This window comes from Halovulum marinum, assembly GCF_009697225.1.
Taxonomy (GTDB): Bacteria; Pseudomonadota; Alphaproteobacteria; order Rhodobacterales; family Rhodobacteraceae; genus Halovulum; species Halovulum marinum.
Genome location: NZ_WIND01000008.1, coordinates 87,102 through 108,889 on the forward strand (window position 1 = coordinate 87,102; position 21,788 = coordinate 108,889).

The following is a 21,788-nucleotide window of genomic DNA, read 5'->3' on the forward strand; positions in this document are numbered from 1 at the left end:
GCGCGCCAGCCCCGCGCGGCCGCCCGCCGGCTCAGGAATCCAGCCGCAACTGCTGCATCTCCTTGCCGATGGCTTCGCACATCAGCCGCTTCGCCGGGTCGATGGTCGCCGCGGCCGAGACCATCACGCCGATCCGGCTGTTGTTCAGCATTTCCTGCACCAGCGGGATGAACAGAAGCTCGCCGCGCTCGACCTCGTCGTAGAAGCCGATCTTGGTGTAGAGGCCGATGCCCTGGCCCGAGAGGATCATCTCCTTCGCCAGGAACAGCGTGTTGGTGAAGATGTGCGTCGACAGCGTGGCCGCCAGCGTCGTCATCGCGTGATCGATGATCGAATTGCGGCCGCGCGCGTCGATGGTCCGCACCAGCTGATAGCCGGCGATGTCCTCGATCCGCACGCCGGTACGGCCGGCCAGCGGATGGTCGGGCGGCAGGATCACCCCGAACGGCGCCGATTTCTCGGACAGGATCCGCACGTCCGGATGGTGCACGAAGGTGAACGCGACGCCGATGTCGGCCTCGCCCGCCGCCACCGCCTCGACCACGTCTTCGGGCTGGGCGGTGGTTACCGACAGCGAGATGTCGGGAAAGGTCGCGCTGAACTGGTTCATCGCACGCGGCAGCCGGCCCACCGCGATCGAATCGATGGTGTAGATGTTGATGTGCCCGGTGCGCAGGTCGCGGATGTCGTCGATCAGCACCATCGTGCGCTCGTAGTCGTGCAGCGTCTTGCGGCAATGCTCCAGCAGGATGCCGCCGACGGCGGTCAGCTCCACCCCCTCGGGGGTGCGGTCGAACAGCGCCACGCCCAGCTTGTCCTCGATGCTCAGCAACTTGCGGTTGACCGAGGTGGACGACACGTTCAGCACCAGCGCCGCCTTGCGGATCGACTTCTGCCGGGCGACCTCGTTGAAATACTTCAGGAAGATCGAGTGGATCATCGTCGCGGCCCCGGGGCGGTGCAAAAAATGCCTCACCGTTGGCAGAACTTTGCTCTACCTGCATCGCCGGACGCAAGCGTAGAGTCGGTTGATAAGCTTGCAAAGCAGGCAGCGACAACACAGCCGCCCAACAGGAGAGACTGAAATGACCAAAGCGACCGATACCGGTTCGTCCCGCCGCGACGTTCTGAAGGTACTGGGCGCCGCCACCGGCGCGGCCTTCGCCGGCAACCTGATCAGCATCGACCGGGCCCTTGCGGCCGGCGACGGCAAGGTCACGATGCAACTTGGCTGGCTGGCGAGCAACGGCATCCTGGGCGAGGTCGCCGCCGACGCGCAGGGATTCTTCGCCGAAGAGGGCCTGACGCTGGAGATCGTGCCCGGCGGGCCCAATGTCGACGGCGTCGCCTCGGTCGCATCGGGCCGCGCCAACCTTGGCTCGATCTCGTCCAGCCCGTCGCTGATGCTGGCGCGCTCGCAGGGGCTGCCGGTGAAGTGCATCGCCGCCGGCTACCAGCAGCACCCGTTCACCTATTTCTCGCTGGAGCGGAACCCGGTGCGCGAGCCGAAGGACATGATCGGCAAGAAGATCGCGACCAACGGCACCGCGCGGATCCTGCTGCAGGCCCTGCTGGCCAAGAATGGCATCTCGGAAGACGACGTCGAGGTGATCGTGATGGGCTCGGACATGGCGCCGCTGATGACCGGTCAGGTCGACGTGGTCACCGGCTGGAAGACCAACACCAGCGCGCTGGAGATCCTCGGCGACGAGCGCGTGGACATGACCCTGTGGGACGCCGGCATCCGCCTCTACGCCAACCCCTACTACGTCACCGACTCCACCCTGCAGGACAACCCCGACATGGTCGCCGCGATGCTGCGGGCGGTGGCGCGCGGCTGGGCCTGGGTGCATGACAACCGCGAGCAGGCGGTCGACCTGCTGGTCGAACGCTATCCGAACATGGACCGCGAGAACGAGTTGAAGACCGTCGACATGGTGGTGGACTACTCGTTCAACGAAGCCACCGCCGAAAACGGCTGGGGCACGATGACCCGCGAGAACTGGCAGGAGCAGATCGACGCCTATGACTCGCTCGGCCAGTTCGAGAAGGACGCGCCCGCCGTCGACGAGGTGATGACCCTGTCCGTGCTCGAGCAGACCGCCGACGCACGGGCCAAGCTGGGGTGAGCGACATGCTGGACGGGACCAACATGGATACCGCCGCGTCGCTGAAGCGGGCTTCGGTCCGCTTCGGCAGCCTCACCGCGCTGCAGGATGTCAGCCTCGACATCGAAAGCGGCGCCTTCTACACCATCCTCGGCCCGTCCGGCTGCGGCAAGTCCACCCTGCTGCGCCTGGTCTCGGACCTGATCCCGGCCTCCTCCGGCGAGGTTTCGGTGCTGGGCAAGACGACGGAACAGGCGCGGCTGGCGCGCGAATTCGCCTTCGTCTTCCAGGACGCGACCCTGCTGCCCTGGCGCAGCGCGCTGAAGAACGTCGAGTTGCCGCTGGAGATCGGCCGCAGCCGCGGGATCCAGTTGCCGGTCGGCACCCGCACCCCGCGCGAGCTGCTGGAGCTGGTCGGGCTGAAAGGCCGCGAGAACGCCTTGCCGCACGAGCTGTCGGGCGGGATGCGCCAGCGCGTCGCCATCGCCCGCGCACTGGTCTGCCAGCCCAAGCTGTTGCTGATGGACGAGCCCTTCGGCGCGCTGGACGAGATGACCCGCGACCGGCTGAACCTGCAGCTGCTGGACATCTGGCGCGAGACCGGCACGACGATCCTGTTCGTCACCCATTCCATCTCCGAGGCGGTGTTCCTGGGCCAGAAGGTGGTGATGCTGCAGGCCCATCCGGGCCGCCTGCGCGACGTGGTTGAGATCAAGCTGCCCGATCCGCGCACGATCAAGATGCGCGACACGCCCGAGTTCAACCAGTACTGCGGCTACCTGCGCGACCTGTTGGAGACCTGCTGATGGCCGTCATCGAGAACATCGAAATGCAAGACGTCGAGGCGCAGGAACTGGCCGAGGCCCGCAAGCGCAAGATGATGGCCGTTGCCGTGCCGCTGGGCACTGCGCTGGGGCTGATCGCGCTCTGGCAGATCGGGGTGAAGGCGTTCGGCGTGCCCACCTATATCGCGCCCGCGCCCTCGGACGTGGCGGTGACCTTCGTCGAGAAGTTCCCGATCCTGCTCGAGAACTTCTGGCCGACCCTGTTCGAAAGCGTCGCCGGGTTCTTCGTCGGCAACCTCGCCGCGATCCTGATCGCGGTCGCCTTCGTCCACTCCCGCCATGTCGAGCGTGCCTTCTTCCCGATCGCGGTGTTCGTGAACACGATCCCGATCCTGGCCATCGCACCGATCCTGGTGCTGATCTTCGGCCCGGGCATCACCGCCAAGGTGGTGATCGCGGCGCTGATCTGCTTCTTCCCGACGCTGGTGAACATGGTGCGCGGCCTGCAAGCGGTCAGCCCGCAGGCGCTGGAACTGGCGCGGATCCTGTCGGCCTCGAAGTCCGAGGTGTTCTGGAAGATGCGTCTGCCGTCGTCGCTTCCGTTCCTGTTCTCGGCGCTGAAGATCGCCGCGACGACCTCGGTCATCGGCGCGATCGTCGGGGAATGGGTCGGGGCCGACCTGGGCCTGGGGGCGCTGATCATCGATGCGACCTTCAACTTCAACTCGCCGCTGCTCTACGCGACCGTGTTCATGTCGTCCGGGCTGTCGGTGATCATGTTCGCAACCGTCGCCACCGTCGAGCGCGCGGTGATCCGCTGGTAGCCTGAGTCGCTGTCCCGCCGAAACAATTTGCGCCCCGCCCCGAACAGGGACCGCGGCGCCACAAAGGGAGTTTGCCCGAAATGACCGACCGCATCACCGAACACGTCACCTGCCGCGCCGAACAGGTCCCGGTCGTCGCCGACACCGATGTCGTCGTCGTCGGCGCCGGCCCGGCGGGGGTCTCCGCCGCCGTCTCGGCCGCCCGCAACGGCGCCTCTGTCACGTTGCTGGAACGCTATCACCACCTCGGCGGCATGGCCTCGGGGGGCATGGTTCTGGTGCTCGACGACATGGTGAACGAGGGCAACGAGATCGTCACCACCGGCATCGTCAACGAATTCGTCGACCGGATGGAGCGCCAGGGCGGCGCCGTCTACCCGCCCAGCGAGGATTGCCTGACCAACTGGGACATGTGGAAGAAATGGTCCCGCTGGGGCTGCATCGATTTCCACAAGACCGGCATGCCGCAGCCGATCATCCATGCCGTCGCCTTCGATCCCGATGCCTGGAAGCGCACCAGCCTGGACCTGGTGCGCGAGGCCGGCGTGAACCTGCGCACGCATTCCTGGTTCTCGGAAGCGATGGTCGAGGATGGCCGCGTGACCGGCATCATCTGCCAGACCAAGCTGGGCCGCCAGGCGATCCGCGCGAAGATGGTGATCGACGCGACCGGCGATCTTGACGTCGGCCAGTCGGCGGGCGCTTCGTACATCGACGGCCAGTTCATCGTGACCACGGTGTTCCGCCTGTGTGACGTGGACACCGACAAGGCCGAGGCGTTCGAATACTCCAACCCCGAGGAATACAAGAAACTGGACCGCCAGGCCCGGCGCATCATCGGCGGCGCCTGGGGCATGTGGTGGCTGAAGACGCCCCTGCCCGGCGTGGTCTGGTGCAACTGCCCGCACATGCCCGGCTATGACGGCCTGTCGCCCGAGCACATGGTTCAGGCCGAGTACGAGGGCCGCGAGCGGATGATGGGCCTGCTGACCTTCGCCCGCGAGAACCTGCCCGGTTTCGAGAACGCCAGGATGCTGGGCGCGGCCGAGCAGATGGGCATCCGCCAGACCCGCCTGCTTCAGGGCGAATATGTGGTGACCCGCGACGACGTGCGCTCGCGCCGGCATTTCGCCGACAGCGTCTGCCGGGGCCGCGACTATTATACGCCCTATCGCGCGCTGCTGCCCAAGGGCCTGGACAACCTGATCGTCGCGGGCCGGCACTACTCGGTCGAAAGCGAGGCGCAGAAGCAATCGCGCGAGATCCCGCCGTGCATGTCCCAGGGCGAAGCCGCGGGCGTCGCCGTCACCCAGGCGCTGAGCGCGAACTGCGCGCTGCGCGACGTGGACGCGAAACTGATCCAGAAGCAGATGCGCGCCCAGGGCGCCGATCCGGGCGACGTGCCCTCGGCCAACGCGCTGATCGAAGAACCCGTGGACGCCTGAGGTAATGACGATGACGACACCGACCCTTCCGCTCGACGGCGTCCGCGTCCTGGACTTCACCCAGGTGATGATGGGCCCCTGCGCCACGCAGATGCTGGCCGATTTCGGCGCCGACGTGATCAAGATCGAACGCCCCGGCGCGGGCGATCTGTCGCGCAACTTCTTCGGCGAAACCTCGGTCGAGGCGATGAACAACGCCGTGTTCTCGTCGCTGAACCGCAACAAGCGCTCGGTCGAGATCGACACCAAGTCGCCCGAGGGGCGGCAGATGGTGCTGGACCTTGTCGCCCATTGCGACGTGGTGGTGGACAACTTCCGCGCCGGGGTGATGAAACGGCTGGGGTTCGACTATGACAGCCTGCGCAAGATCAACCCGCGCATCATCTGCGCCTCGGGCACCGGCTTCGGCGAGGTCGGCCCCTATGCCCACAAGGGCGGCCAGGACGTGCTGGCACAGGCGATGACCGGGGTGATGGAAAAGACCCAGGACCCGGCGATCCCGAAGTCGATCTATCCCACGACGCTGTGCGACTACACCGCCGGGATGCACCTGGTGCAGGGCATCCTGGCGGCGCTGCTGGGGCGCGAGAAGACCGGCCGCGGCCAGAAGGTCGGCGTCTCGCTGTACGATTCGATGATCGCCATGCAGATGCAGGAAGCCGCGCAATGGTCCAGGCATCGCGAGGTGCTGAACTGGGCCGCCATGCCGCTGACCGGGGTGTTCGACACCACCGACGGCGCGCTGGTCGTGGTCGGCGCGTTCAAGACCAACCCGCTGCGCGACATCTGCATCGCGCTGGGGATCGAGGATCTGTCGCCCGAGTACCCCAACCTGCCCGCACAGCGGGCGAACAAGGCCTTCCTGCAGGGCGTGTTCCGCGAGACCTTCGCGACGAACACCACCGCGCACTGGATCGAGCGGCTGGAAGCGCAGGATCTGCTCTGCGCCCCGGTCCGCTCGCTGGGCGAGGCGCTGGACGATCCGCAGACCGCGGCAAACGACATGCTGCTGGACCTCGAGCACCCGATCCTGGGCGATCTGACGCTGGTCGCCTCGCCGGTGCACCTGTCCGACGCGCCGGTGATCGTGCGCCACACTCCGCCCAGGCTGGGCGAGCACACCGACGAGGTGATCCGCGAATTCGGCCTGCGCGCCACCGCCAGGCAGGAGGCGGTATGACCGTCCGCTTCGACGTCTCGGATCGCATCGCGCGGGTCACCATCGACCGGCCCGAGCGGATGAACGCCGTCGATGCCGCCACCGAGACCGCGCTGGACAGCATCTGGTCCGAGATCGAGGCGCGCGACGACATCCGCTGCGTGGTGCTGACCGGTGCCGGGGATCGCGCCTTCAGCGCCGGCGCCGACCTGAAGTCGGACAGCGGCAAGACCGGCCTGGAGTACTGGGCCGCGGCCAATCCCAACGGCTTCGGCGGCATTTCGCTGCGCACAAGCCTCACGGTTCCGGTGATCGCCCGCGTCAACGGCCTGGCGCTGGGCGGCGGCTTCGAGATGGTGCTGGGCGCCGACATCGTCATCGCCGCCGACACCGCCAGCTTCGGCCTGCCCGAGGCACGCGTCGGCCGGCTGCCGCTGGACGGCGGCATGGTCGCGCTGCAACGCCTGATCCCGCGCAACGTCGCCGCCGGGCTGATGATGACCGGCCGCACCCTGTCGGCGCGGCAGGCGGCGGCGTTCGGTCTGGTCAACGCCGTGGTTCCCGCCGAGGGGCTGGACGCCGAGGTCGATGCCTGGGCGGCCGACGTGCTGCGCTGCGCGCCGCTGTCGCTGGCCGCGATCAAGCACACCATCCGTCAGACCGCGCATCTCACCCCGCAGGAGGCGCGCGGCCTGCAGACCCCCGCGCTGATGGCGGCGCTGACGTCCGAGGACTCCGAGGAGGGCGTCCGCGCCTTCCGCGAGAAGCGTACGCCCGTCTGGCGCGGCAGGTAGCGGAGGTTCCATGACCCTCGTCATCAAGAGTCAGTGTATCGACATCAAGGATGGCATCTGCACCACGTCCTGCCCGGTCGACTGCATCTACGAGGGCGAGCGGATGTTCTACATCCACCCGACCGAGTGCATCGAATGCGGCATGTGCGAAAGCATCTGCCCGGTCGATGCGATCCGCTATGACGACGAACTGGACCCCGAGGACTCGATCTTCGCCCGGATCAACGCCGAGGTGTTCCACGACGCCTCGGGCGAGATCGCCGAGCCCGGCGGCTGGCGCAAGGGCGACCCGCAGATCCGGGACCATCCGCTGCTGGCCGGCATGGCGCGGCGGGAGCCGGAAACGCAGACCTGAAGGAGATCCGATGAAGGGCATCATTGCCGCAGTGCCGACGCCGGTGGACGCCACCGGACAGCCGATCGAGGCGCCGTTCCTGGAGCACTGCCGCTGGGCGCTGGCCAATGGCTGCGACGGGCTGAACATCCTCGGCTCGACCGGCGAGGCCAACTCGTTCGACGGCGCGGCCCGGCGCCGGGTCATGGGCTGGGCAATCGATGCGCTGGGGCCGGAGCGGCTGATGGTCGGCACCGGCACGCCGTCGCTGTCCGAGACCATCGCGCTGACCGCTGCCGCCGACGATCTGGGCTACGGCACGGCGCTGGTGCTGCCGCCCTACTACTACGCGCCGGTCTCGAACGCCGGACTTGTACGCTGGTACACCGCCCTGCACGAGGCGCTGGCGGGCCGCGGCATCGCGATCTACTTCTACAACTTCCCGCAGATGACCGGCATCACGATCCCGGTCGAGGTCATCGCCGAGTTGAACCGGCTTGCGCCCGGGCGGTTCCGGGGCATCAAGGACTCGTCCGGCGATCTGGACTATTGCCGGCGGATCGTCGCGCAGGTCCCGGGTTTCGCCGTCTTTCCCAGCTCGGAAACCAGCCTGGGCGTCGCCGCCGAGGCGGGCTTCGCCGGCTGCATCTCGGCAACCGTGAACCACACCGCGCCGCTGTGCGCGCGGATCTGGGCCGGCGACGCGTCAACCGCGCTGGCCGACCGGGTTGCGGCATTGCGCGCCGCGATCGGCGCGCAGCCGCTGATTCCGTCGGTCAAGTACCTGGTGGCTCGGCGCACCGGCAACGCGGCGTGGCAGGCCACGCTGCCGCCCTTCACCGCGCTGACGCCGGAACAGCGCGCGGCGCTCGACGCGCTCGCCCCGACCGAAGCGGCGGCCTGAGCCGTGGCGGCGACCGAGGACAGATGGACCGCCCGGTTCCTGGGCCTGGCCGACCACATGGCCGCCTGGTCCGAGGACCGCGACTTCCATGTCGGCGCGGTGATCGTCGGAGAGGCGCACGAGGTCCGCGCCAGCGGCTACAACGGCCTGCCGCGCGGCGTCTCGGACGCGGATGAGGCCCGCTTCGACCGCGCCAGCGGCGAGAAGTTCCACTGGATCGAACACGCCGAGCGCAACGCGATCTACAACGCGGCCCGGGCCGGGACCGCGATCGCCGGCTGCACGATATACGTCAACCGGTTCCCCTGCGCCGACTGCGCCCGCGCGATCATCCAGAGCGGGATCGTCCGGGTCGTCTGCCCGGCGCGTCCGGAGTTCGATGGCGCGCTGGACCACAGCTTCGAAGTCTCGGAGCGGATGCTGCTCGAGGCGGGGGTGGCGCTGACCACCGTGGCCTGAGCCGCCGCCGCGCGTGTCGGCGCCGGGCCCGCCCGCCCGGCGCCCCCCGCGACCGGCGCTCGGTTCGCGGCGCCGTCGTTGATCCAGTCCTCGATCACGGCAACCTCGTCCGGGCTCAGCCCGGCCGATCCCGGCGGCATGCAGGGCGTGCTGCCGCCGCAGTTCGCGCCGTCGACCGACAGGAGCAGCCGGCTTTCCTCGGCCCTGGAAGCGCCCGCAGCCGGCGCATCGATCGACACCCGCTTCTGCGGCGGCGCGAAGGTCGAGGTCACGTCGACCAGATCGTCGTAGCCCGAATGCCCTGCCGGCACGTTGGTCAGGTTCATGTTGACCGCATAGACGTCCGCCTGGTCACGGCACACCATGCACAGCTTCGGGATCGGCCGCACCGCAACGCCGTCGAGGTTGGCGTTAAGCACCAGATCGCCGTCGTTCGGGCCTCCGGAACCGACGATGGCGGCGGCATCGTCCCCCGCCATCGGCGTTCCCGTCGCCCGCGTAGGTGAAGAACTTCATGATTTTCGGCCCCACCGCAGGAATGCCGCCACCGGCGCAGGCGTTCACGCCCGGCTGCGGGACCGGGCACTGGGCGACGTCGTCGACCGCGCTGTACTCCATCGCGACCGTGGCGAAGGCCGGATCGTCGTCGATGATCGACTGGTAATCGGCTTCGTCGTCGAACCGGTTGCCGTCGGCCACACCCGCCGCCGGGTAGTTGGTGACGTAGCAGACGACGTCGGCGGTCTCGCCCAGGGGCCTGCTCGATCCTTGAGGCGCTCGAGCGGGTCGCCTGACCCGAAAGATCTGTCGATGCTTGTTGACTCCGTACCTTGGTACTGCTGCTAGAATACCCTGGAATCAGTGATCCAAGGAGGTGCGCCATGACCAGAGGACGTCGCGGAAACTGCATCGGTGCCGCCGCCATCGTGGCCATCGGCCTCGCGGCAGCACCTGTCGGGGCGCAGACCGGCACCATGGCCACGGGCTCGGAAACGGACTCGATGATGGACATGTCGGACGGCATGGACATGTCGGGCGGCATGGACATGTCGGCGATCCCGCGCATACCGCCGGTCTTCGGCTATGCCGCCGGCGAGGACATCCACTTCATCCACACGGAGGCATCCGATACTAAGATCGCTGATTTGCTGACCGACATGATGGGGTCGCCCGTTCCGGTCGTCCCCTCGTTGGCCGATATCCCGGCTGGCCTTCTGGCCCACGTCTATGTCTTCGAGAATGGCGTGCAGCCGGACGGGCCGCGCGGGCCGCTGGGATTCCAGCCGGACGTATTCGACCGACCGGCGGGCGCGGAAGACTACACCCCGCTGCGCCAGATCATGCTGGCCAACTGGGAAGACGGTTCCAAGCCGCGCGTCTTGCGCTCGGCCGACGAGGTCGAGACCGCCGAAGCCGATGGCGAGCTTCGCATCACCGGCAGCGGAATCGTCGTGAACATGCCGTTCCTCACCTGGCCGGGCGGCCAGCGGTAAAGCCTGCGATATCGCGCCGGTTGCCGTTTGTCCGAAGCCGGCCGGCGCATACCCGCCGGACTGACTGGCGAACAAGTTGCGACCAACCTCAGCGAGGAGAATACCAATGACAGCCCAGATGCAAGACTGCATTCGCGCCTGCCTCGACTGCACTGCCGCCTGCGAAACCTGCGTGGACTGCTGCATTGGTGGCGATGGACGGCGATGGGCGACGGCGCGCGGATCGAAGACGGAGCCGACAGCTATGTGGTGCGGGACGGGCGTATCGCGGTGCAGACGATTCATTACACCGTCGTGAAGGACCAGGAAAGCTGACCCGCCGCTTGACAAATGACGATATGACAGTTGCTTCCTCGCTCACGGAGCGAAGCAGTCCCGACGACGCCCCGCCGCCAAGGGGCTCAAAGCGCCGTGTGCTCGCGCGATGGATGCCACCGGTTCTTGGCGGCATTGCCGCGCTGGCGCTCGTCTTCTGGCTCTACCGCGATCTCGACTTCGGGCGTTTCGTGGAGGGCCTGCGGCGGGCGCATCCCGGCTGGATCGCGATGCTGGCGCTGACGATCCTTCTCGAGCAGTTCGTCAACGGGTGGAAATGGCGGCAGATCCTGCACGACGTGAAGCCGGTGCGCACGCTGCGGCTGACCGGCGCGCTGCTCGCAGGCTACGGCGCCAATGTGCTGGTCCCGCTCGGGATCAGCCCGCTGGTGCGCTCCTGGCTGATCGCCCGCATGGAAGACCTGAAGATGGGCACGGTGCTGACCACCACCGTCATCGCGCGGTTCATCGACGGAGTGGTGTTCGCGCTCTTCGCCGGGCTCGTGGCGATGGCGGGCCAGGTGCCGCAGATCGGGGGTAACCTGGAGCTTGGCCTCGCCGTTGCCGGGGCGCTGAACTTCGCGCTGTTTGGCGCGCTTCTGTGGGCGATGTTCCGGTTCCGCACGCTCTTCGCGCGTGAGGGCCCGCTGATCTGCCGGCTCTTCGACCGGGTGACGCGGTGGTTCCGGGCCAACGGCGCCGCCCTGCGCGGTTCGCTCTGCGAAGGCGTCGTCTGGCCGCGCAACCGGTGGCGTCGGCTGGGCGTGCTCGTCGGCGCGGTGGCGGCCAAGCTCGTCTCGTCCACGCACTATCTCTGGGCGGGCCTGGCGGTCGGCGTGGTGCTGGCGCCCTTCGACTATCTGTTCCTGATGGTCTTCGCCGGCTTCTCGCTGGTGCTGTCGCGCTTCGTGCGGGTGCCGGGCGGCTTCGTCATCGGCTCGGCGCTGGCCTTCGAGCTTCTCGGCGTGCCCGAGGAGCAGGCGCTCCTGATGATTCTGTTCAACTGGATGCTGTCGATCATCCTTGTCGTTGGCTTCGGGCTTGTCGTCCTCTGGCAGTCCGGCATCGACATCCGCCGCGCGCGGGCCGAGGCGGAGGCGGCGGATGTCCGCGTCTGACACGGTCGTCCTGCGCAGCGCGCGCGGCCGCTTCTGGCGGATTGCAGGCGCCGGTGCGGCGTTCCAGGCCGGCGCCGCGGCGATCGACTCGGCCACTGTGGTGGCGAGCCTCGTTTTCCAGCTCACCGGCAGCGCCTTCGCCGTTGGTTTCGCCAGCGCCGTCCTGCGGCTCGGCTGGCTGCTGCCTCAGCTCGTCATCGGCTTCCTTGCCGAACGGGCCGAGCGGCGCATGCCGTTATACGTCTTCGGTGCCTATGGCCGCGCCCTTATGGCAGGGCTGATCGCGCTTCTTCTGTGGTTCGGCGGCGGGCTGCCGCCGGCGCTTCTCGGGATGGCGTTCCTGAGCCTCTGGACGCTCTATGCCTTCATCAGCGGCGTTGTCGCGGTGCCCTACAACGACATCGTCGGCCGCTCGATCCGGCCCGGGGCGCGCAGCCGGATGCTGGCGTGGCGCTTCTTCGGCGGCGGCCTGTTCGCGCTCGGCGTCGCGGGTTTCGTGAGCCTGACCCTGGGCATCCTTCCCAACCTGCAGGCCTATGCGCTGATCTTCGGCCTCGCCGCCCTTCTGATGGTCGTGTCGTCGTCGCTTTTCGTCTCGGCCGGAGAGCCGCCGATGCCGCCGCGCGAGGCCGAGCGGCAGGCGCCGCAGGACGTGCGGTCATTCCTTGCGGGCGGCTGGCAGGTGCTGACGAGCGACGGCCGGTTCCGCCTGTTTCTCTATTCGCAATGGCTGGGCGGCGCGACGCTGATGGCGCTGCCCTTCTATGTCGTCGCCGCAGATGCGAGCGGCATCACACCGGCGGATGTGGGGCTGCTGCTCGGCGCCCAGACAGCCGGCGCGCTCGCCTCTAACCCGGTGTGGGGGAAACTTGGCGACAGCGCCGGCAAGCTCACGATGCTGCAGACGGTCGCAGTGGTGAGGATGCTGCCGCCCGTCTTCGTCCTTGCCCTGTTGGGTCTGGACGCAGGCCTCGCCGGGTACATGGCGCTTTTCGTGGTGATCGGCGCGATGATGAACGGCGTGACCATCGGCTATCTCGGCTATCTGATGGAGATCTCGCCGGACGACCGCCGCCCCGCCTATTCGGCCTATTTCAATGCGATGGCCTCCCCTGCCGCGCTGCTGCCGCTGCTCGGTGCGGGCCTCCTTTCGCTGATCTCGATCCACGCCATCTTCGTCGCGGCCATCCTCGCCGCGCTGCTGCAACTCCGACTGCTGCTGCGCATCTCGCGCCTCGCGCTTGGAGAGTTTCCATGATTGCGCTGCGCCGCTTCCCGAAACGCCTCTGGCTTCCGGTCATCCTACGCGTCTGGCCGCCGGCCCGGCTCTGGTACCGGAGCTGGGGGCTGCGGCTCGAAGGTCGCCCCGCCGACGAGGTCTGGTACTTCGCCTTCGGCGCCAACATGAACGACAGCGTCTTTCTCGGGCGGCGGAAGATGAAGCCTCTCGAATGGCGCGTGGGACGCGCGCCGGGCTACAGGCTGCGCTTCAATCTTCACGGCCGGCCAAAGGGCCTGTCCGCCCCCGCCAACATCGCGCCCGCCCCGGGAGAGGAGGTCCGGGGCGTCCTTTACCGCATGACCTGCAGGGACGTGGTCTGGCTGCACTCGACCGAGGGCGTGCCGGGCTGGCGCTACTATCCCGTCTGGCTCGACGTGGAGGACCGCGATGGCGACCGGCTCCGCGCCTACAGTCTCATCGCCGACGGGCTCCCCGAGGACGGCAATCCGTCGCTGCGCCATATCACCCTGATCCGCGAGGGAGCCATCCAGCGCGACCTGCCTGGCCTGTGGGATCGATAAACCCAACGCCGTGCGGCACGCCGAGATCGTCCATCAGTCCGGGCGGGCGCGGACCTGATCCCGCAGTACGGCGAAGTCGCTCAGCATCTCGGCGGTGGCGGACCCGTCCGGCAGCAGCCCGAGTTCCTCGGCCGACTGCGCCTGGATCTCGGGGGCTGATCGAAGAGATGCGGTCCCGGGTGCGCGTCGTGGCAAGCGCATTGTCGGATTCGGTATCCCGCTGACCGAAATTCGCTCTCGGTACTCATGGAATTGACGGACGACGCCTCTGGTCGACTAAGAAACCAGAGCGGCAGAAAGGGCGGAAAGTGGTCACACTCGCTGCGGGATGCACCAACGGCGGATCTGCGGACCTTCCTGCCGTTCGCTGCCGACGCTGGATCCACGCTGCGCCTGCGATGTCGTCTGAACGACAGGTGGAAGCCGGCCCTTCGGCAACCGCGAACGTGCCAGTCGGCGTCAACAAGAGCAGACATTGATGATCCAATCCCCGACTCTACTCGGTCGTGATCGTTTTCGAGCGCATGTTGGTGATCCGGGCATTCTCGGTCTCAGAGCAGGAGCGCGATGATGATCGGAACGAGAATGCTCGTCAGGATGGCGTTGAGTGCCATGCCGATTCCGGCGAAGGCCCCGGCGATCTCGCTGACCTGGAAGGCGCGTGCCGTGCCGATGCCGTGCGCGGCAATTCCCACCGCGAAGCCCCGCGCGCGCCAGTCCCGGACCTTGAGGGCGTTCATCAGGGGCGTGACCGCGACGGCTCCGATGATGCCGGTCAGGATCACCAGGACCGCGGTCAGGGATGGCAGCCCGCCCAGTGCTTCGGAGATGCCGATCGCCACCGGTGCGGTTGTCGATTTCGGGCTCATCGAAACGATCACCTCGTCCGGCAATCCAAGCACTTGTGACAGCAGCACCGCCGACCCGGCTGCGGTGAGCGAGCCGGCCAGCAGTGCGGCCAGCATCGGCACCGCGAGTTTGCGGATCGCGGGTAGGTTGGAATAAAGCGGAACAGCCAGCGCGACAGTCGCGGGGCCGAGCAGGAAATGGATGAACTTGGCGCCGTCGAAATAGGTCGCATAGGGTGCGCCCACGAGTTGAATGACCAGCGCGATCATGCAGACGGCGATCAGCACCGGGTTGGCCAGCGGATGGCGCCGCAACCGGGCCGAAACCCAGTCCGCCGCGAGATAGGCCAGCAAGGTGCAGGTCAGCCACCACAGCGGCTCGGTGGAGAGATAGCTCCAGAGGTCGGTACCGTCACCCATGTGCGTCCCCGGTCAGGCGCAGAACCATGAGAAAGGTGCCGACGCTCACAAGAAGGGCGAGCAAGGTGCTGACGACAAGGACGGCTCCGACCGCCAGCCAGTTCTCTGACAGCAGGTCGAGATTGGCGACGACGCCGACACCGGCCGGGACAAACAGCAGCGACAGGTGGGCGAGTATGGTCCGCGAGACCGGCGCCACACAGGCAAACACGCCGGGGCGGATTGCGAACAGCAATGCCAGGAGCCCGAGCCCGAGCACCGGCCCCGGCACCGGCAAGGCAAGGGATCGGGCGATCACCTCTCCGCAGAGCTGACAGGACAACAACAGCGCGATGGCGCCGAGCATGGGGAAGCCCTCCGCAAATGAATGAGGCCGGTCGCGGGATTGGGACCGTGCGACCAGCCTCCGCTCCCTCAATCTAAGGGGATTTCGCCGAGGATGGGTCGCTTGTAGGTCTCCATTGCAACGCGGAGCGCACGGTGCGTGTCTGCGTAGCGATCGACCGGAATACCGTCGCGCGCGGCATCCGCGGCTTGCCGCAGGGCCGTGACGCCGGCTCCGGGACCGTCGGGGTGACCCTGGATGCCGCCACCGGCACAATAGATGAAATCATCGTTGCCCAGCACCGCCTGCGCCGGGGCGATCTGCCAGATGGTCTGGGCCGAGGAATAGACCGGCATGGCCACATACTCCGGCCCGCCGTCGGTGAACACCGGCGCCTGTACCGACCGCGCCGAGGAGGCGACGATCCGGTCTTCCTCGGTGAACTTGCTGGCGAGCCCGTTGACGTGCAGGTGGTCGGCCCCCGCCAGACGCCAGAGCTTCTGCCAGACCTGAAAGCTGATGCCGATATCGGGCGAGCGCGAGTAGAGCCCCCAGCCGGCGCGGTGGCCGTGGATCATGAAGGGCGAGCGTTCGCGCACCGCGCGCAGCCCGCTGAGGCCCACCGCGTTGACGCAGACCATCGGGCAGAAGGCGCCATGCTCGGCCAGAAGATCGAGGTTGCGCCACATCTGGTCGATCTCGTCGGTGATGTTGTAGGCATAGATGACGCGTCTGCCGGTCTTGTCCTCATGGTCGTTCAGCACGCGCTGCACCGCCGCCACGCGGGCGGCCAGCGGGTTGTGCGGGCCATTGGCCTGCAATTCGTCGTCCTTGATGAAGTCGATCCCGGCCTCGGCCATTTCCCTGACCAGCTCGGCTGTGGCCTCTGGCGTCAGGCCGACGCAGGGCTTGATGATCGTGCCGATCAGCGGGCCGTCGTGGCCGCCGATGGCCTGTTTCGTCCCCCTGGCGCCAAACTGGGGCCCGGGGTTGGTGGCGGCAAAGACCTTGGGCAGATCCAGGTCGGTCAGCCGCACCGCCGAGAGGTCGGCCAGCTCGAACAGGTTGCCCGCGACGGTGGCCAGCAGGGTTGGAAGCTGGGTGCCGAAATTCTCGATCGGCCAGCTGATCCTTGCGACGCCGCGTTCGTAGCTGTCGCCGGTCGTGCGGCAGGGCAGCGCGGGGCGGTCGGAAGTTCCGGTGACGGTCAGCTCCTCGATCCGGGCGCCGTGGCGGGCGCGAAGCGCGTCGGTTTCCAGCGGCACGTTGCCGAAAGTGCCGGTGGATTGCTCTCCGGCGATGGCCTCGGCGCCGCGGGCGATGCCTGCGGGGGATTCGATCTCGTAGGTTGCCGTGACTCTTGTCATTTTTGTCCTCCTCCGTCGCGGACCCAGCCGAAGTAGTCGGGGCTGCCCATCTGTCCGCCTTTCAGTGCAAGTTCCAGCCCGTCCATCGGCCCGTCGGCATGTGCCTTGAAGATCGACGCCCCGGGGATCGTCGGTGCGAGGACCGAGAGCGCGTAGACCCCCAGTTGCCGCGTCGCGTGGCCGGATGTGTCGCCGCCCGAGATCACCGCGCGGGTCGTGCCGGACGCATTCAGCACGTCGAAGAGAATGCGACCCAGCGCCTCGCCGGTCGACCGGTTGACCACGCCGATGTCCGCGCCGGCCTCGGTCACGGCGGTACGGAACCGTGTCACCGCCGGATCGTCCGGGCCTTCGGCGGTGTGGACCAGCGGGTTCTTGCCTTCTGCCAAGGCGGCAAGCGCCGCGTCTATCGCGCGGGCCTCCTCCTGCGCCAGGTCCCGCCCGCCCCGGCAGATGGCCGAGGCGTCGAAGGGAATGCAGGCGAACCCGTTGGCCTTGGACCAGGCGATCTGGTCGGCGGTGGTGGGCGAGACCGAGCCGGAGACCGAGACCATGCGGTCCGCGCGGCCAATCCCTCCGGGCTCGGAGACGGGCGGCAGCGCGCCGCTGTCGCGCCAGTGTCGGACAAGGGCAAATTCGACCCCCTGCGAGCCAACGACGAAAGGGGAGCTTCCGCGGTTCTGCCAGAGCAGGCGTCCGGCGGTGGTTTCCGAAACGCTGTCCCAGCAATCGAGCGTGGCCACATGGATGCGACCCTCCGGCGCAGCCTTCGGGGTGGGGGCGCCCGACATGTCCTCCAGTGTCACCGCGGTGGCGTCGATCCGGTCGGATTGCCGCGCGATGTGCAGCGCCACGTCCGCCTCGTCCATTGGCGTGACCGGGTGGCGTGACATGACCGGGTGCCGGTCCAGCCGGAAGACCTGGTCGCCATGCCCGGCAAAGAGCTGGCCGAAGACCTGGTAACGGCGCATCTGCGGCGCGGCGACGAGGACCGGAACCGCCCGTGCCCCGATCAGGTCGGCGCCGATCTCGATGGCGCAGCCGATCGAGCCGACCTCTGGCGAGGAGTCCAGCGTCGAGCAGACCTTGTAGTGCAGAAGCCCAGGCTCAAGCGCGGCCAGCCGCGCGAAGATGTCCGGCAGATGCGCCCGCATCCAGTCCGGCCCTTCGGCGCGGGCGGTCGAGGCGACGCCGATGCCGCGCATATCTGGGAAGCGGGCGAACTGATCCTCGGACGGCGGCTCAAGGAACAGCATCGAGGGCAGACCGGCAAAGGCCAGCACCTCCATCGTGGCGGCGGCACCGGTGAAATCGTCGCCGTACCAGGCGACCAGGAGCCCGCTGGACAACCGGCCGTCCGGCGAGGCGTGAAGCGGGGGATGTGGCGCTTGGGTTGACATGGTGACATGATTAGTATCTTATCATACCAGTTGTCAAGTCGATTCGCTTGCCGCGGTCGAAAACCCCAGGAGGAGGAAATCCATGAAACTGGCTCTGTTCGGTGCGGGTGGAAAGATGGGGATGCGGCTCTCCGCAAACCTGAAGAACGCCCCTGAATTCGAAACCCTGCACGTGGAGGTCTCGGATGAGGGCCGCGCGCGTCTGAAAGAGGCATTCGGCGTCGAGGCGGTGGCGCCCGATACGGCCCTGCGAGACGCGGACATCATCGTGCTGGCGGTGCCCGACACGCTGATCGGCAAGATCTCTCGCGAGATCATCGATAAGGTGAAACCGGGCGCGATGCTTTTCGTGCTCGATGGCGCGGCGCCGTTTGCCGGCCACCTGCCCGAGCGCCACGACGTCACCTATTTCGTCTCGCACCCCTGCCACCCGCCGATCTGGAACGACGAGACCGACCCCGAGGCCAAGAAGGACTATTTCGGAGGCATCGCGGCGAAACAGGGCATCGTCAACGTGCTCGTCCAGGGCCCGGAAGATGATTACGCGCTCGGCGAACGGGTTGGCCGCGCGATCTATGCGCCGGTCGTCCGCTCGCACCGGGTGACGTTGAAGCAGTTCGCCCTGCTGGAGCCGGGCCTGTCGGAAACCGTCAACGGCTCGCTCATGCTGGTGCTGCGCCAGGCGATGGACGAGGTCGTCAAGAAGGGCGTCAGCTATGACTGCGCCAGGGACTTCCTGCTGGGGCACATGAACATCATGGGCGCGGTGATGTTCGACGAGCACAAGGGCGTGTTCTCGGACGCGGCCAACAAGGCCATCGAATACGGTGTGCCAGTGTTGATGAAGGACGACTGGAAGCGCTGCTTCGACGACGACGAGATTGCGGCCAGCGTCGACCGGATCACCTGATCTGACACTTTCCACAATTCACCACGGGGGGCGGATGCCCCCATCATCCTGACGCAAACGGGAGGATCATCCATGCGTTTCTCGAACTCCCTGGCAGGGCTCGCCCTCGCCAGCACCCTTCTTGCGGCCTCTGCCGAGGCACGCGAGATGAACCTGGCCTTCACGCCGCCGCTGAACTCGCACTACGGCGATGCGGGCAAGGCCTTCGCCGCAAGGATGGAGGAGCTTTCCGGCGGCGACATCACCATCAACCTCAAGCCCGCTGGCGCCCTTGGTGGCGAACGCGACGTGCTGGAGGGCTTGCAGATCGGTTCCATCGAGCTGACCATCACCTCGACCGGCCCGGTGGGCAACTTCGTGCCCTCGGTCTATGCGCTCGACTTCCCGTTCCTCTTCGAGGACTACGAACACGCCCGCAGCGTGCTGGACGGCGAGATCGGGCAGGAGTTGCTCGCCCAGTTCGAAAGCCACGACATGGTGGGCCTGGCCTGGGCCGAGAACGGCTTTCGCCACATCACCAATTCGGTGCATCCGATCGAGACGCCCGAGGACCTGTCGGGCCTGAAGCTGCGCACGATGGAGAACCAGGTCCATATCGCGGCCTTCCAGGCGGCGGGCGCCTCGCCCACGCCGATGAGCTGGACCGAGGTGCTGACCTCGCTGCAGCAGGGCACCATCGACGGCCAGGAAAACCCGATCCCGGTGCTGACCGCCAACAACATCTGGGAAATCCAGAAGTACCTGACGCTGTCGGGCCACGTCTATTCGCCCGCCGTGGTGGTGATGTCGAAGATCCACTGGGACGGTCTGAGCGAAGAAGAGCAAGGCTGGATGCGCGAGGCCGCCAAGGCCGCCGCCGAGGCCGCCCGCGCCACCGTCAGCGCCAACGAGGAGGCCGGCGTCGAGCTTCTGCGCGAGAACGGCATGGAAGTGGTGACGGATGTCGACAAGGCCGCTTTCGCGGCCGCGGTCCAGCCTGCCTACGAACAGTTCGCCGAGCAGTACGGCGCCGAGCTGATCGAGCGCATCCGCGACGCCAAATGATCGCGCCACGCTGACAAGGGCGCCGCCCGGAGCCTTCGGGCGGCGCACATGCAATGGGAGGAGGAACCCCGATGTCACCCTTGATGCGCCTGTCCGGCAGCTTTACCGGACTCATTCACAACATCAGCGCGGCGCTTCTCGCGCTCGCCTCGGTGCTGGTCTTCTACCAGGTCATCACCCGCTTCGTGATCGGCCATTCCGCGACATGGACCGAAGTCCTTGCCCGCGCGGTGATCATCTGGATGGTGTTTCTGGCCTGCGGCCCGGCGATCCGGCTGGGGCGCATGATCCCCATCGACGTGATCCGCGAGGCGCTGCCCGCGAAACTTCAGGTCTGGGTGATCCGCGTGGTCACGACCCTGACCGCGATCTTCCTGCTGGTGCTGATCTGGTACGGCTACCGGATGACCCTGCGCGTGGTCGACCAGACCGTGCCGATGATCAGTGTCTCGACCGCCTGGTTCTATGCGGCCCTGCCCGTGGGTGCGCTGCTGGCCCTTCCCGGATTGTTCCTGTCGCATCTTGAGGCCGAGCAAGGCCATCTTCGCCAGCTTGACCGGGATATCGACAAGGAGACGCTGGAATGAACGCGGCACTCGCCCTTTCCCTCATCTTCCTGCTTACCATTTCGGTACCGGTGGCGATCGCCATCGCGCTGGCCTCGATCTTCGGCATCACCTTCTTCTCGAACCTGCCGCTTCTGGTGGTGCCGCAGAAGATGTTCACCGGGCTGGACAGCTTTCCGCTGATGGCCGTGCCCTTCTTCATCCTCGCCGGCAACCTGATGACCAAGGGCGGCATCTCGCACCGGCTGGTGGATTTCGCGAAGTCGCTGGTGGGGGCATGCAGGGCGGGCTGGGCTCGACCGCGGTGCTGGCCTGCATGATCTTCGCCGCCATCTCCGGGTCGTCCGTGGCCACCACCTTCGCCATCGGCTCGATCCTGATCCCGGCGATGGTGAGGCACGGCTACCCGGTCAACATGGCCGCCTCGATCCAGGCCTCATCGGCCGAGCTGGGCGTGATCATCCCGCCCTCGGTGCCGCTGATCCTGTTCGCGGTTTCCACCGAGACGTCCATCACCCAGCTGTTCATCGCCGGTCTCGGGCCGGGACTTCTGGTGTCGGCGGCGCTGGTCATAATGGTCCAGATCTGGTGCCGCACCCAGGGCTACGGCAAGAATGACGGCGACGATCGCAAGCCGATGGTGAGCTCCTTCCTGCACGCCTTCTGGGCACTGCTGATGCCGGTCATCATCATCGGTGGCATCTATGGCGGCATCTTCACGCCGACCGAGGCCGCCGCGGTCTCTGTCTTCTACGCGCTGGTGCTGGGGCTTTTCGTCTACAAGGAAATGAAGCCCAGCGACCTGCCCGACCTGTTCCGCGGCGCGGCGGTGACATCGGGCGCGGTGATGCTGATCATCTCGGCGGCGGCATTGTTCAGCGTCCTGATCTCGCTGTCCGGCATGCCCACCGCCATCGGCGCCTGGGCGCAGGAGACCTTCACCTCGGCCTGGACCTTCCTGCTGGCGATCAACGTGCTGTTGTTCTGCATCGGCATGTTCATCGAGACCGCCGCCGCGATCCTCGTGCTCGCGCCGATCCTGACCCCGGTGGCGATCGCCTTCGGCATCGACCCGGTGCACTTCGGGGTCATCGTCGTGGTCAACCTCGCGCTCGGCATGTTCACACCGCCCCTGGGCGTGAACCTCTTCGCCGCCGCACAGGTGGCCGAAATCCCCGTCCAGCGGATGTTCAAGACGCTGATCATCCCGGTTACCACCATGATCACGGCGCTGCTGGTCATCACCTATGTGCCGCAGGTCTCGCTGTTCCTGCGCGACGTCATCAATTGATGCCGCAGCGATAAAACCCTACATGATGAGGCAAGTTATTGCCTCATCATACCAGTTTGAGGCATGATCCGGAATT

The 21,788-nt window shown here is 67.1% G+C and carries 25 protein-coding genes and 1 pseudogene; 19 read left to right on the forward strand and 7 right to left on the reverse strand.

What is annotated here, in order from left to right; genetic code table 11:
- Positions 1–31 precede the first annotated feature (31 nt).
- Positions 32–940, reverse strand: coding sequence for a LysR family transcriptional regulator (locus GE300_RS11905; protein ID WP_154446793.1), 909 nt, complete (start codon positions 938–940; stop codon positions 32–34).
- A gap of 145 nt (positions 941–1,085) precedes the next feature.
- On the opposite strand from GE300_RS11905, the gene GE300_RS11910 reads away from it, so the two are divergent.
- The 10 genes from GE300_RS11910 to GE300_RS11955 all read left to right on the forward strand — a co-directional run bounded on the left by GE300_RS11910 (position 1,086) and on the right by GE300_RS11955 (position 9,103).
- The gene (locus tag GE300_RS11910; RefSeq protein WP_154446794.1) at positions 1,086–2,129 is read left to right on the forward strand and encodes an ABC transporter substrate-binding protein; all 1,044 of its coding nucleotides are present in this window, start codon (positions 1,086–1,088) and stop codon (positions 2,127–2,129) included.
- 5 nt (positions 2,130–2,134) lie between these two features.
- Complete coding sequence (locus GE300_RS11915) at positions 2,135–2,914, forward strand: ABC transporter ATP-binding protein (RefSeq protein ID WP_154446795.1); 780 nt, start codon at positions 2,135–2,137, stop codon at positions 2,912–2,914.
- Positions 2,914–3,717, forward strand: a complete 804-nt coding sequence (locus tag GE300_RS11920) for an ABC transporter permease (protein ID WP_154446796.1) — start codon at positions 2,914–2,916, stop codon at positions 3,715–3,717. The genes GE300_RS11915 and GE300_RS11920 overlap by 1 nt, the downstream gene beginning before the upstream one ends.
- 80 nt (positions 3,718–3,797) lie before the next feature.
- Positions 3,798–5,162: an FAD-dependent oxidoreductase gene (locus GE300_RS11925; RefSeq protein WP_154446797.1), complete on the forward strand. Its 1,365-nt coding sequence runs from the start codon at positions 3,798–3,800 to the stop codon at positions 5,160–5,162.
- Between the two features lie 10 nt (positions 5,163–5,172).
- On the forward strand, positions 5,173–6,342 hold the full coding sequence (locus GE300_RS11930) for a CaiB/BaiF CoA transferase family protein (RefSeq protein ID WP_154446798.1): 1,170 nt from the start codon (positions 5,173–5,175) through the stop codon (positions 6,340–6,342).
- Complete coding sequence (locus tag GE300_RS11935; protein ID WP_154446799.1) at positions 6,339–7,115, forward strand: enoyl-CoA hydratase-related protein; 777 nt, start codon at positions 6,339–6,341, stop codon at positions 7,113–7,115. The genes GE300_RS11930 and GE300_RS11935 overlap by 4 nt, the downstream gene beginning before the upstream one ends.
- A gap of 10 nt (positions 7,116–7,125) precedes the next feature.
- Positions 7,126–7,470 (forward strand): 4Fe-4S dicluster domain-containing protein, encoded by a 345-nt coding sequence (locus GE300_RS11940; protein ID WP_154446800.1) that lies wholly within the window; start codon positions 7,126–7,128, stop codon positions 7,468–7,470.
- 10 nt (positions 7,471–7,480) lie between these two features.
- Positions 7,481–8,353 carry a dihydrodipicolinate synthase family protein gene (locus GE300_RS11945; protein WP_154446801.1) on the forward strand — a complete coding sequence of 291 codons (873 nt, stop codon included), beginning with the start codon at positions 7,481–7,483 and terminating at the stop codon, positions 8,351–8,353.
- A 3-nt stretch (positions 8,354–8,356) separates the two neighbouring features.
- Positions 8,357–8,812, forward strand: coding sequence for a deoxycytidylate deaminase (locus tag GE300_RS11950; RefSeq protein ID WP_325063211.1), 456 nt, complete (start codon positions 8,357–8,359; stop codon positions 8,810–8,812).
- Positions 8,813–8,890: 78 nt separating this feature from the next.
- Positions 8,891–9,103 carry a hypothetical protein gene (locus GE300_RS11955; RefSeq protein WP_154446802.1) on the forward strand — a complete coding sequence of 71 codons (213 nt, stop codon included), beginning with the start codon at positions 8,891–8,893 and terminating at the stop codon, positions 9,101–9,103.
- Positions 9,104–9,223: 120 nt separating this feature from the next.
- Here GE300_RS11955 and GE300_RS11960 read toward each other — a convergent pair whose 3' ends face one another.
- Positions 9,224–9,511 carry a hypothetical protein gene (locus tag GE300_RS11960; protein WP_154446803.1) on the reverse strand — a complete coding sequence of 96 codons (288 nt, stop codon included), beginning with the start codon at positions 9,509–9,511 and terminating at the stop codon, positions 9,224–9,226.
- A gap of 182 nt (positions 9,512–9,693) precedes the next feature.
- Between GE300_RS11960 and GE300_RS11965 the strand changes: the two genes are divergently transcribed.
- From GE300_RS11965 to GE300_RS11980, 5 genes are read left to right on the forward strand one after another with little or no spacing between them, the layout of a single operon-like run.
- Positions 9,694–10,305 (forward strand): DUF7482 domain-containing protein, encoded by a 612-nt coding sequence (locus GE300_RS11965; protein ID WP_154446804.1) that lies wholly within the window; start codon positions 9,694–9,696, stop codon positions 10,303–10,305.
- Positions 10,306–10,332: 27 nt separating this feature from the next.
- A complete protein-coding gene (locus GE300_RS22970; RefSeq protein ID WP_233416961.1) occupies positions 10,333–10,620 on the forward strand; it encodes a hypothetical protein in 288 nt (95 codons plus the stop codon).
- A 23-nt stretch (positions 10,621–10,643) separates the two neighbouring features.
- A complete protein-coding gene (locus GE300_RS11970) occupies positions 10,644–11,738 on the forward strand; it encodes a lysylphosphatidylglycerol synthase transmembrane domain-containing protein (protein WP_233416962.1) in 1,095 nt (364 codons plus the stop codon).
- A complete protein-coding gene (locus GE300_RS11975; protein WP_154446806.1) occupies positions 11,725–12,996 on the forward strand; it encodes an MFS transporter in 1,272 nt (423 codons plus the stop codon). The genes GE300_RS11970 and GE300_RS11975 overlap by 14 nt, the downstream gene beginning before the upstream one ends.
- Positions 12,993–13,541: a gamma-glutamylcyclotransferase family protein gene (locus GE300_RS11980; protein ID WP_233416963.1), complete on the forward strand. Its 549-nt coding sequence runs from the start codon at positions 12,993–12,995 to the stop codon at positions 13,539–13,541. Before GE300_RS11975 ends, GE300_RS11980 begins: the two co-directional genes overlap by 4 nt.
- Positions 13,542–13,574: 33 nt before the next feature.
- On the opposite strand, the gene GE300_RS22975 is transcribed toward GE300_RS11980, so the two are convergent.
- The 5 genes from GE300_RS22975 to GE300_RS12000 form a co-directional block, all read right to left on the reverse strand.
- Positions 13,575–13,742, reverse strand: a complete 168-nt coding sequence (locus GE300_RS22975) for a hypothetical protein (RefSeq protein WP_233416964.1) — start codon at positions 13,740–13,742, stop codon at positions 13,575–13,577.
- Between the two features lie 350 nt (positions 13,743–14,092).
- The gene (locus GE300_RS11985; RefSeq protein WP_154446807.1) at positions 14,093–14,809 is read right to left on the reverse strand and encodes an LrgB family protein; all 717 of its coding nucleotides are present in this window, start codon (positions 14,807–14,809) and stop codon (positions 14,093–14,095) included.
- Complete coding sequence (locus GE300_RS11990; protein ID WP_154446808.1) at positions 14,802–15,155, reverse strand: CidA/LrgA family protein; 354 nt, start codon at positions 15,153–15,155, stop codon at positions 14,802–14,804. The genes GE300_RS11985 and GE300_RS11990 overlap by 8 nt, the downstream gene beginning before the upstream one ends.
- Positions 15,156–15,223: 68 nt before the next feature.
- Complete coding sequence (locus GE300_RS11995) at positions 15,224–16,501, reverse strand: ribulose-bisphosphate carboxylase large subunit family protein (RefSeq protein ID WP_154446809.1); 1,278 nt, start codon at positions 16,499–16,501, stop codon at positions 15,224–15,226.
- Complete coding sequence (locus tag GE300_RS12000) at positions 16,498–17,850, reverse strand: four-carbon acid sugar kinase family protein (protein WP_233416965.1); 1,353 nt, start codon at positions 17,848–17,850, stop codon at positions 16,498–16,500. Before GE300_RS12000 ends, GE300_RS11995 begins: the two co-directional genes overlap by 4 nt.
- A gap of 133 nt (positions 17,851–17,983) precedes the next feature.
- Here GE300_RS12000 and GE300_RS12005 point away from each other — a divergent pair, with 133 nt between their 5' ends.
- The 4 genes and pseudogenes from GE300_RS12005 (at position 17,984) to GE300_RS12020 (ending at position 21,712) form a co-directional block, all read left to right on the forward strand.
- A complete protein-coding gene (locus tag GE300_RS12005; RefSeq protein WP_233416966.1) occupies positions 17,984–18,811 on the forward strand; it encodes a phosphogluconate dehydrogenase C-terminal domain-containing protein in 828 nt (275 codons plus the stop codon).
- A 72-nt stretch (positions 18,812–18,883) separates the two neighbouring features.
- Positions 18,884–19,855 (forward strand): TRAP transporter substrate-binding protein, encoded by a 972-nt coding sequence (locus GE300_RS12010; protein ID WP_154446811.1) that lies wholly within the window; start codon positions 18,884–18,886, stop codon positions 19,853–19,855.
- 71 nt (positions 19,856–19,926) lie between these two features.
- Entirely contained in the window at positions 19,927–20,442 is a 516-nt protein-coding gene (locus GE300_RS12015) for a TRAP transporter small permease (protein WP_154446812.1), read from the forward strand.
- A pseudogene (locus GE300_RS12020) lies at positions 20,439–21,712 on the forward strand (TRAP transporter large permease). Before GE300_RS12015 ends, GE300_RS12020 begins: the two are co-directional and overlap by 4 nt.
- Positions 21,713–21,788 lie beyond the last annotated feature (76 nt).

Bases quoted from the DNA above. Each gene is read 5' to 3' on its own strand.
- GE300_RS11905 (WP_154446793.1), bottom strand. From the start codon at position 940: ATGATCCACTCGATCTTCCTGAAGTATTTCAACGAGGTCGCCCGGCAG.
- GE300_RS11910 (WP_154446794.1), top strand. From the start codon at position 1,086: ATGACCAAAGCGACCGATACCGGTTCGTCCCGCCGCGACGTTCTGAAG.
- GE300_RS11915 (WP_154446795.1), top strand. From the start codon at position 2,135: ATGCTGGACGGGACCAACATGGATACCGCCGCGTCGCTGAAGCGGGCT.
- GE300_RS11920 (WP_154446796.1), top strand. From the start codon at position 2,914: ATGGCCGTCATCGAGAACATCGAAATGCAAGACGTCGAGGCGCAGGAA.
- GE300_RS11925 (WP_154446797.1), top strand. From the start codon at position 3,798: ATGACCGACCGCATCACCGAACACGTCACCTGCCGCGCCGAACAGGTC.
- GE300_RS11930 (WP_154446798.1), top strand. From the start codon at position 5,173: ATGACGACACCGACCCTTCCGCTCGACGGCGTCCGCGTCCTGGACTTC.
- GE300_RS11935 (WP_154446799.1), top strand. From the start codon at position 6,339: ATGACCGTCCGCTTCGACGTCTCGGATCGCATCGCGCGGGTCACCATC.
- GE300_RS11940 (WP_154446800.1), top strand. From the start codon at position 7,126: ATGACCCTCGTCATCAAGAGTCAGTGTATCGACATCAAGGATGGCATC.
- GE300_RS11945 (WP_154446801.1), top strand. From the start codon at position 7,481: ATGAAGGGCATCATTGCCGCAGTGCCGACGCCGGTGGACGCCACCGGA.
- GE300_RS11965 (WP_154446804.1), top strand. From the start codon at position 9,694: ATGACCAGAGGACGTCGCGGAAACTGCATCGGTGCCGCCGCCATCGTG.
- GE300_RS11970 (WP_233416962.1), top strand. From the start codon at position 10,644: ATGACAGTTGCTTCCTCGCTCACGGAGCGAAGCAGTCCCGACGACGCC.
- GE300_RS11975 (WP_154446806.1), top strand. From the start codon at position 11,725: ATGTCCGCGTCTGACACGGTCGTCCTGCGCAGCGCGCGCGGCCGCTTC.
- GE300_RS11980 (WP_233416963.1), top strand. From the start codon at position 12,993: ATGATTGCGCTGCGCCGCTTCCCGAAACGCCTCTGGCTTCCGGTCATC.
- GE300_RS22975 (WP_233416964.1), bottom strand. From the start codon at position 13,742: ATGCGCTTGCCACGACGCGCACCCGGGACCGCATCTCTTCGATCAGCC.
- GE300_RS11985 (WP_154446807.1), bottom strand. From the start codon at position 14,809: ATGGGTGACGGTACCGACCTCTGGAGCTATCTCTCCACCGAGCCGCTG.
- GE300_RS11990 (WP_154446808.1), bottom strand. From the start codon at position 15,155: ATGCTCGGCGCCATCGCGCTGTTGTTGTCCTGTCAGCTCTGCGGAGAG.
- GE300_RS11995 (WP_154446809.1), bottom strand. From the start codon at position 16,501: ATGACAAGAGTCACGGCAACCTACGAGATCGAATCCCCCGCAGGCATC.
- GE300_RS12005 (WP_233416966.1), top strand. From the start codon at position 17,984: ATGAAACTGGCTCTGTTCGGTGCGGGTGGAAAGATGGGGATGCGGCTC.
- GE300_RS12010 (WP_154446811.1), top strand. From the start codon at position 18,884: ATGCGTTTCTCGAACTCCCTGGCAGGGCTCGCCCTCGCCAGCACCCTT.
- GE300_RS12015 (WP_154446812.1), top strand. From the start codon at position 19,927: ATGTCACCCTTGATGCGCCTGTCCGGCAGCTTTACCGGACTCATTCAC.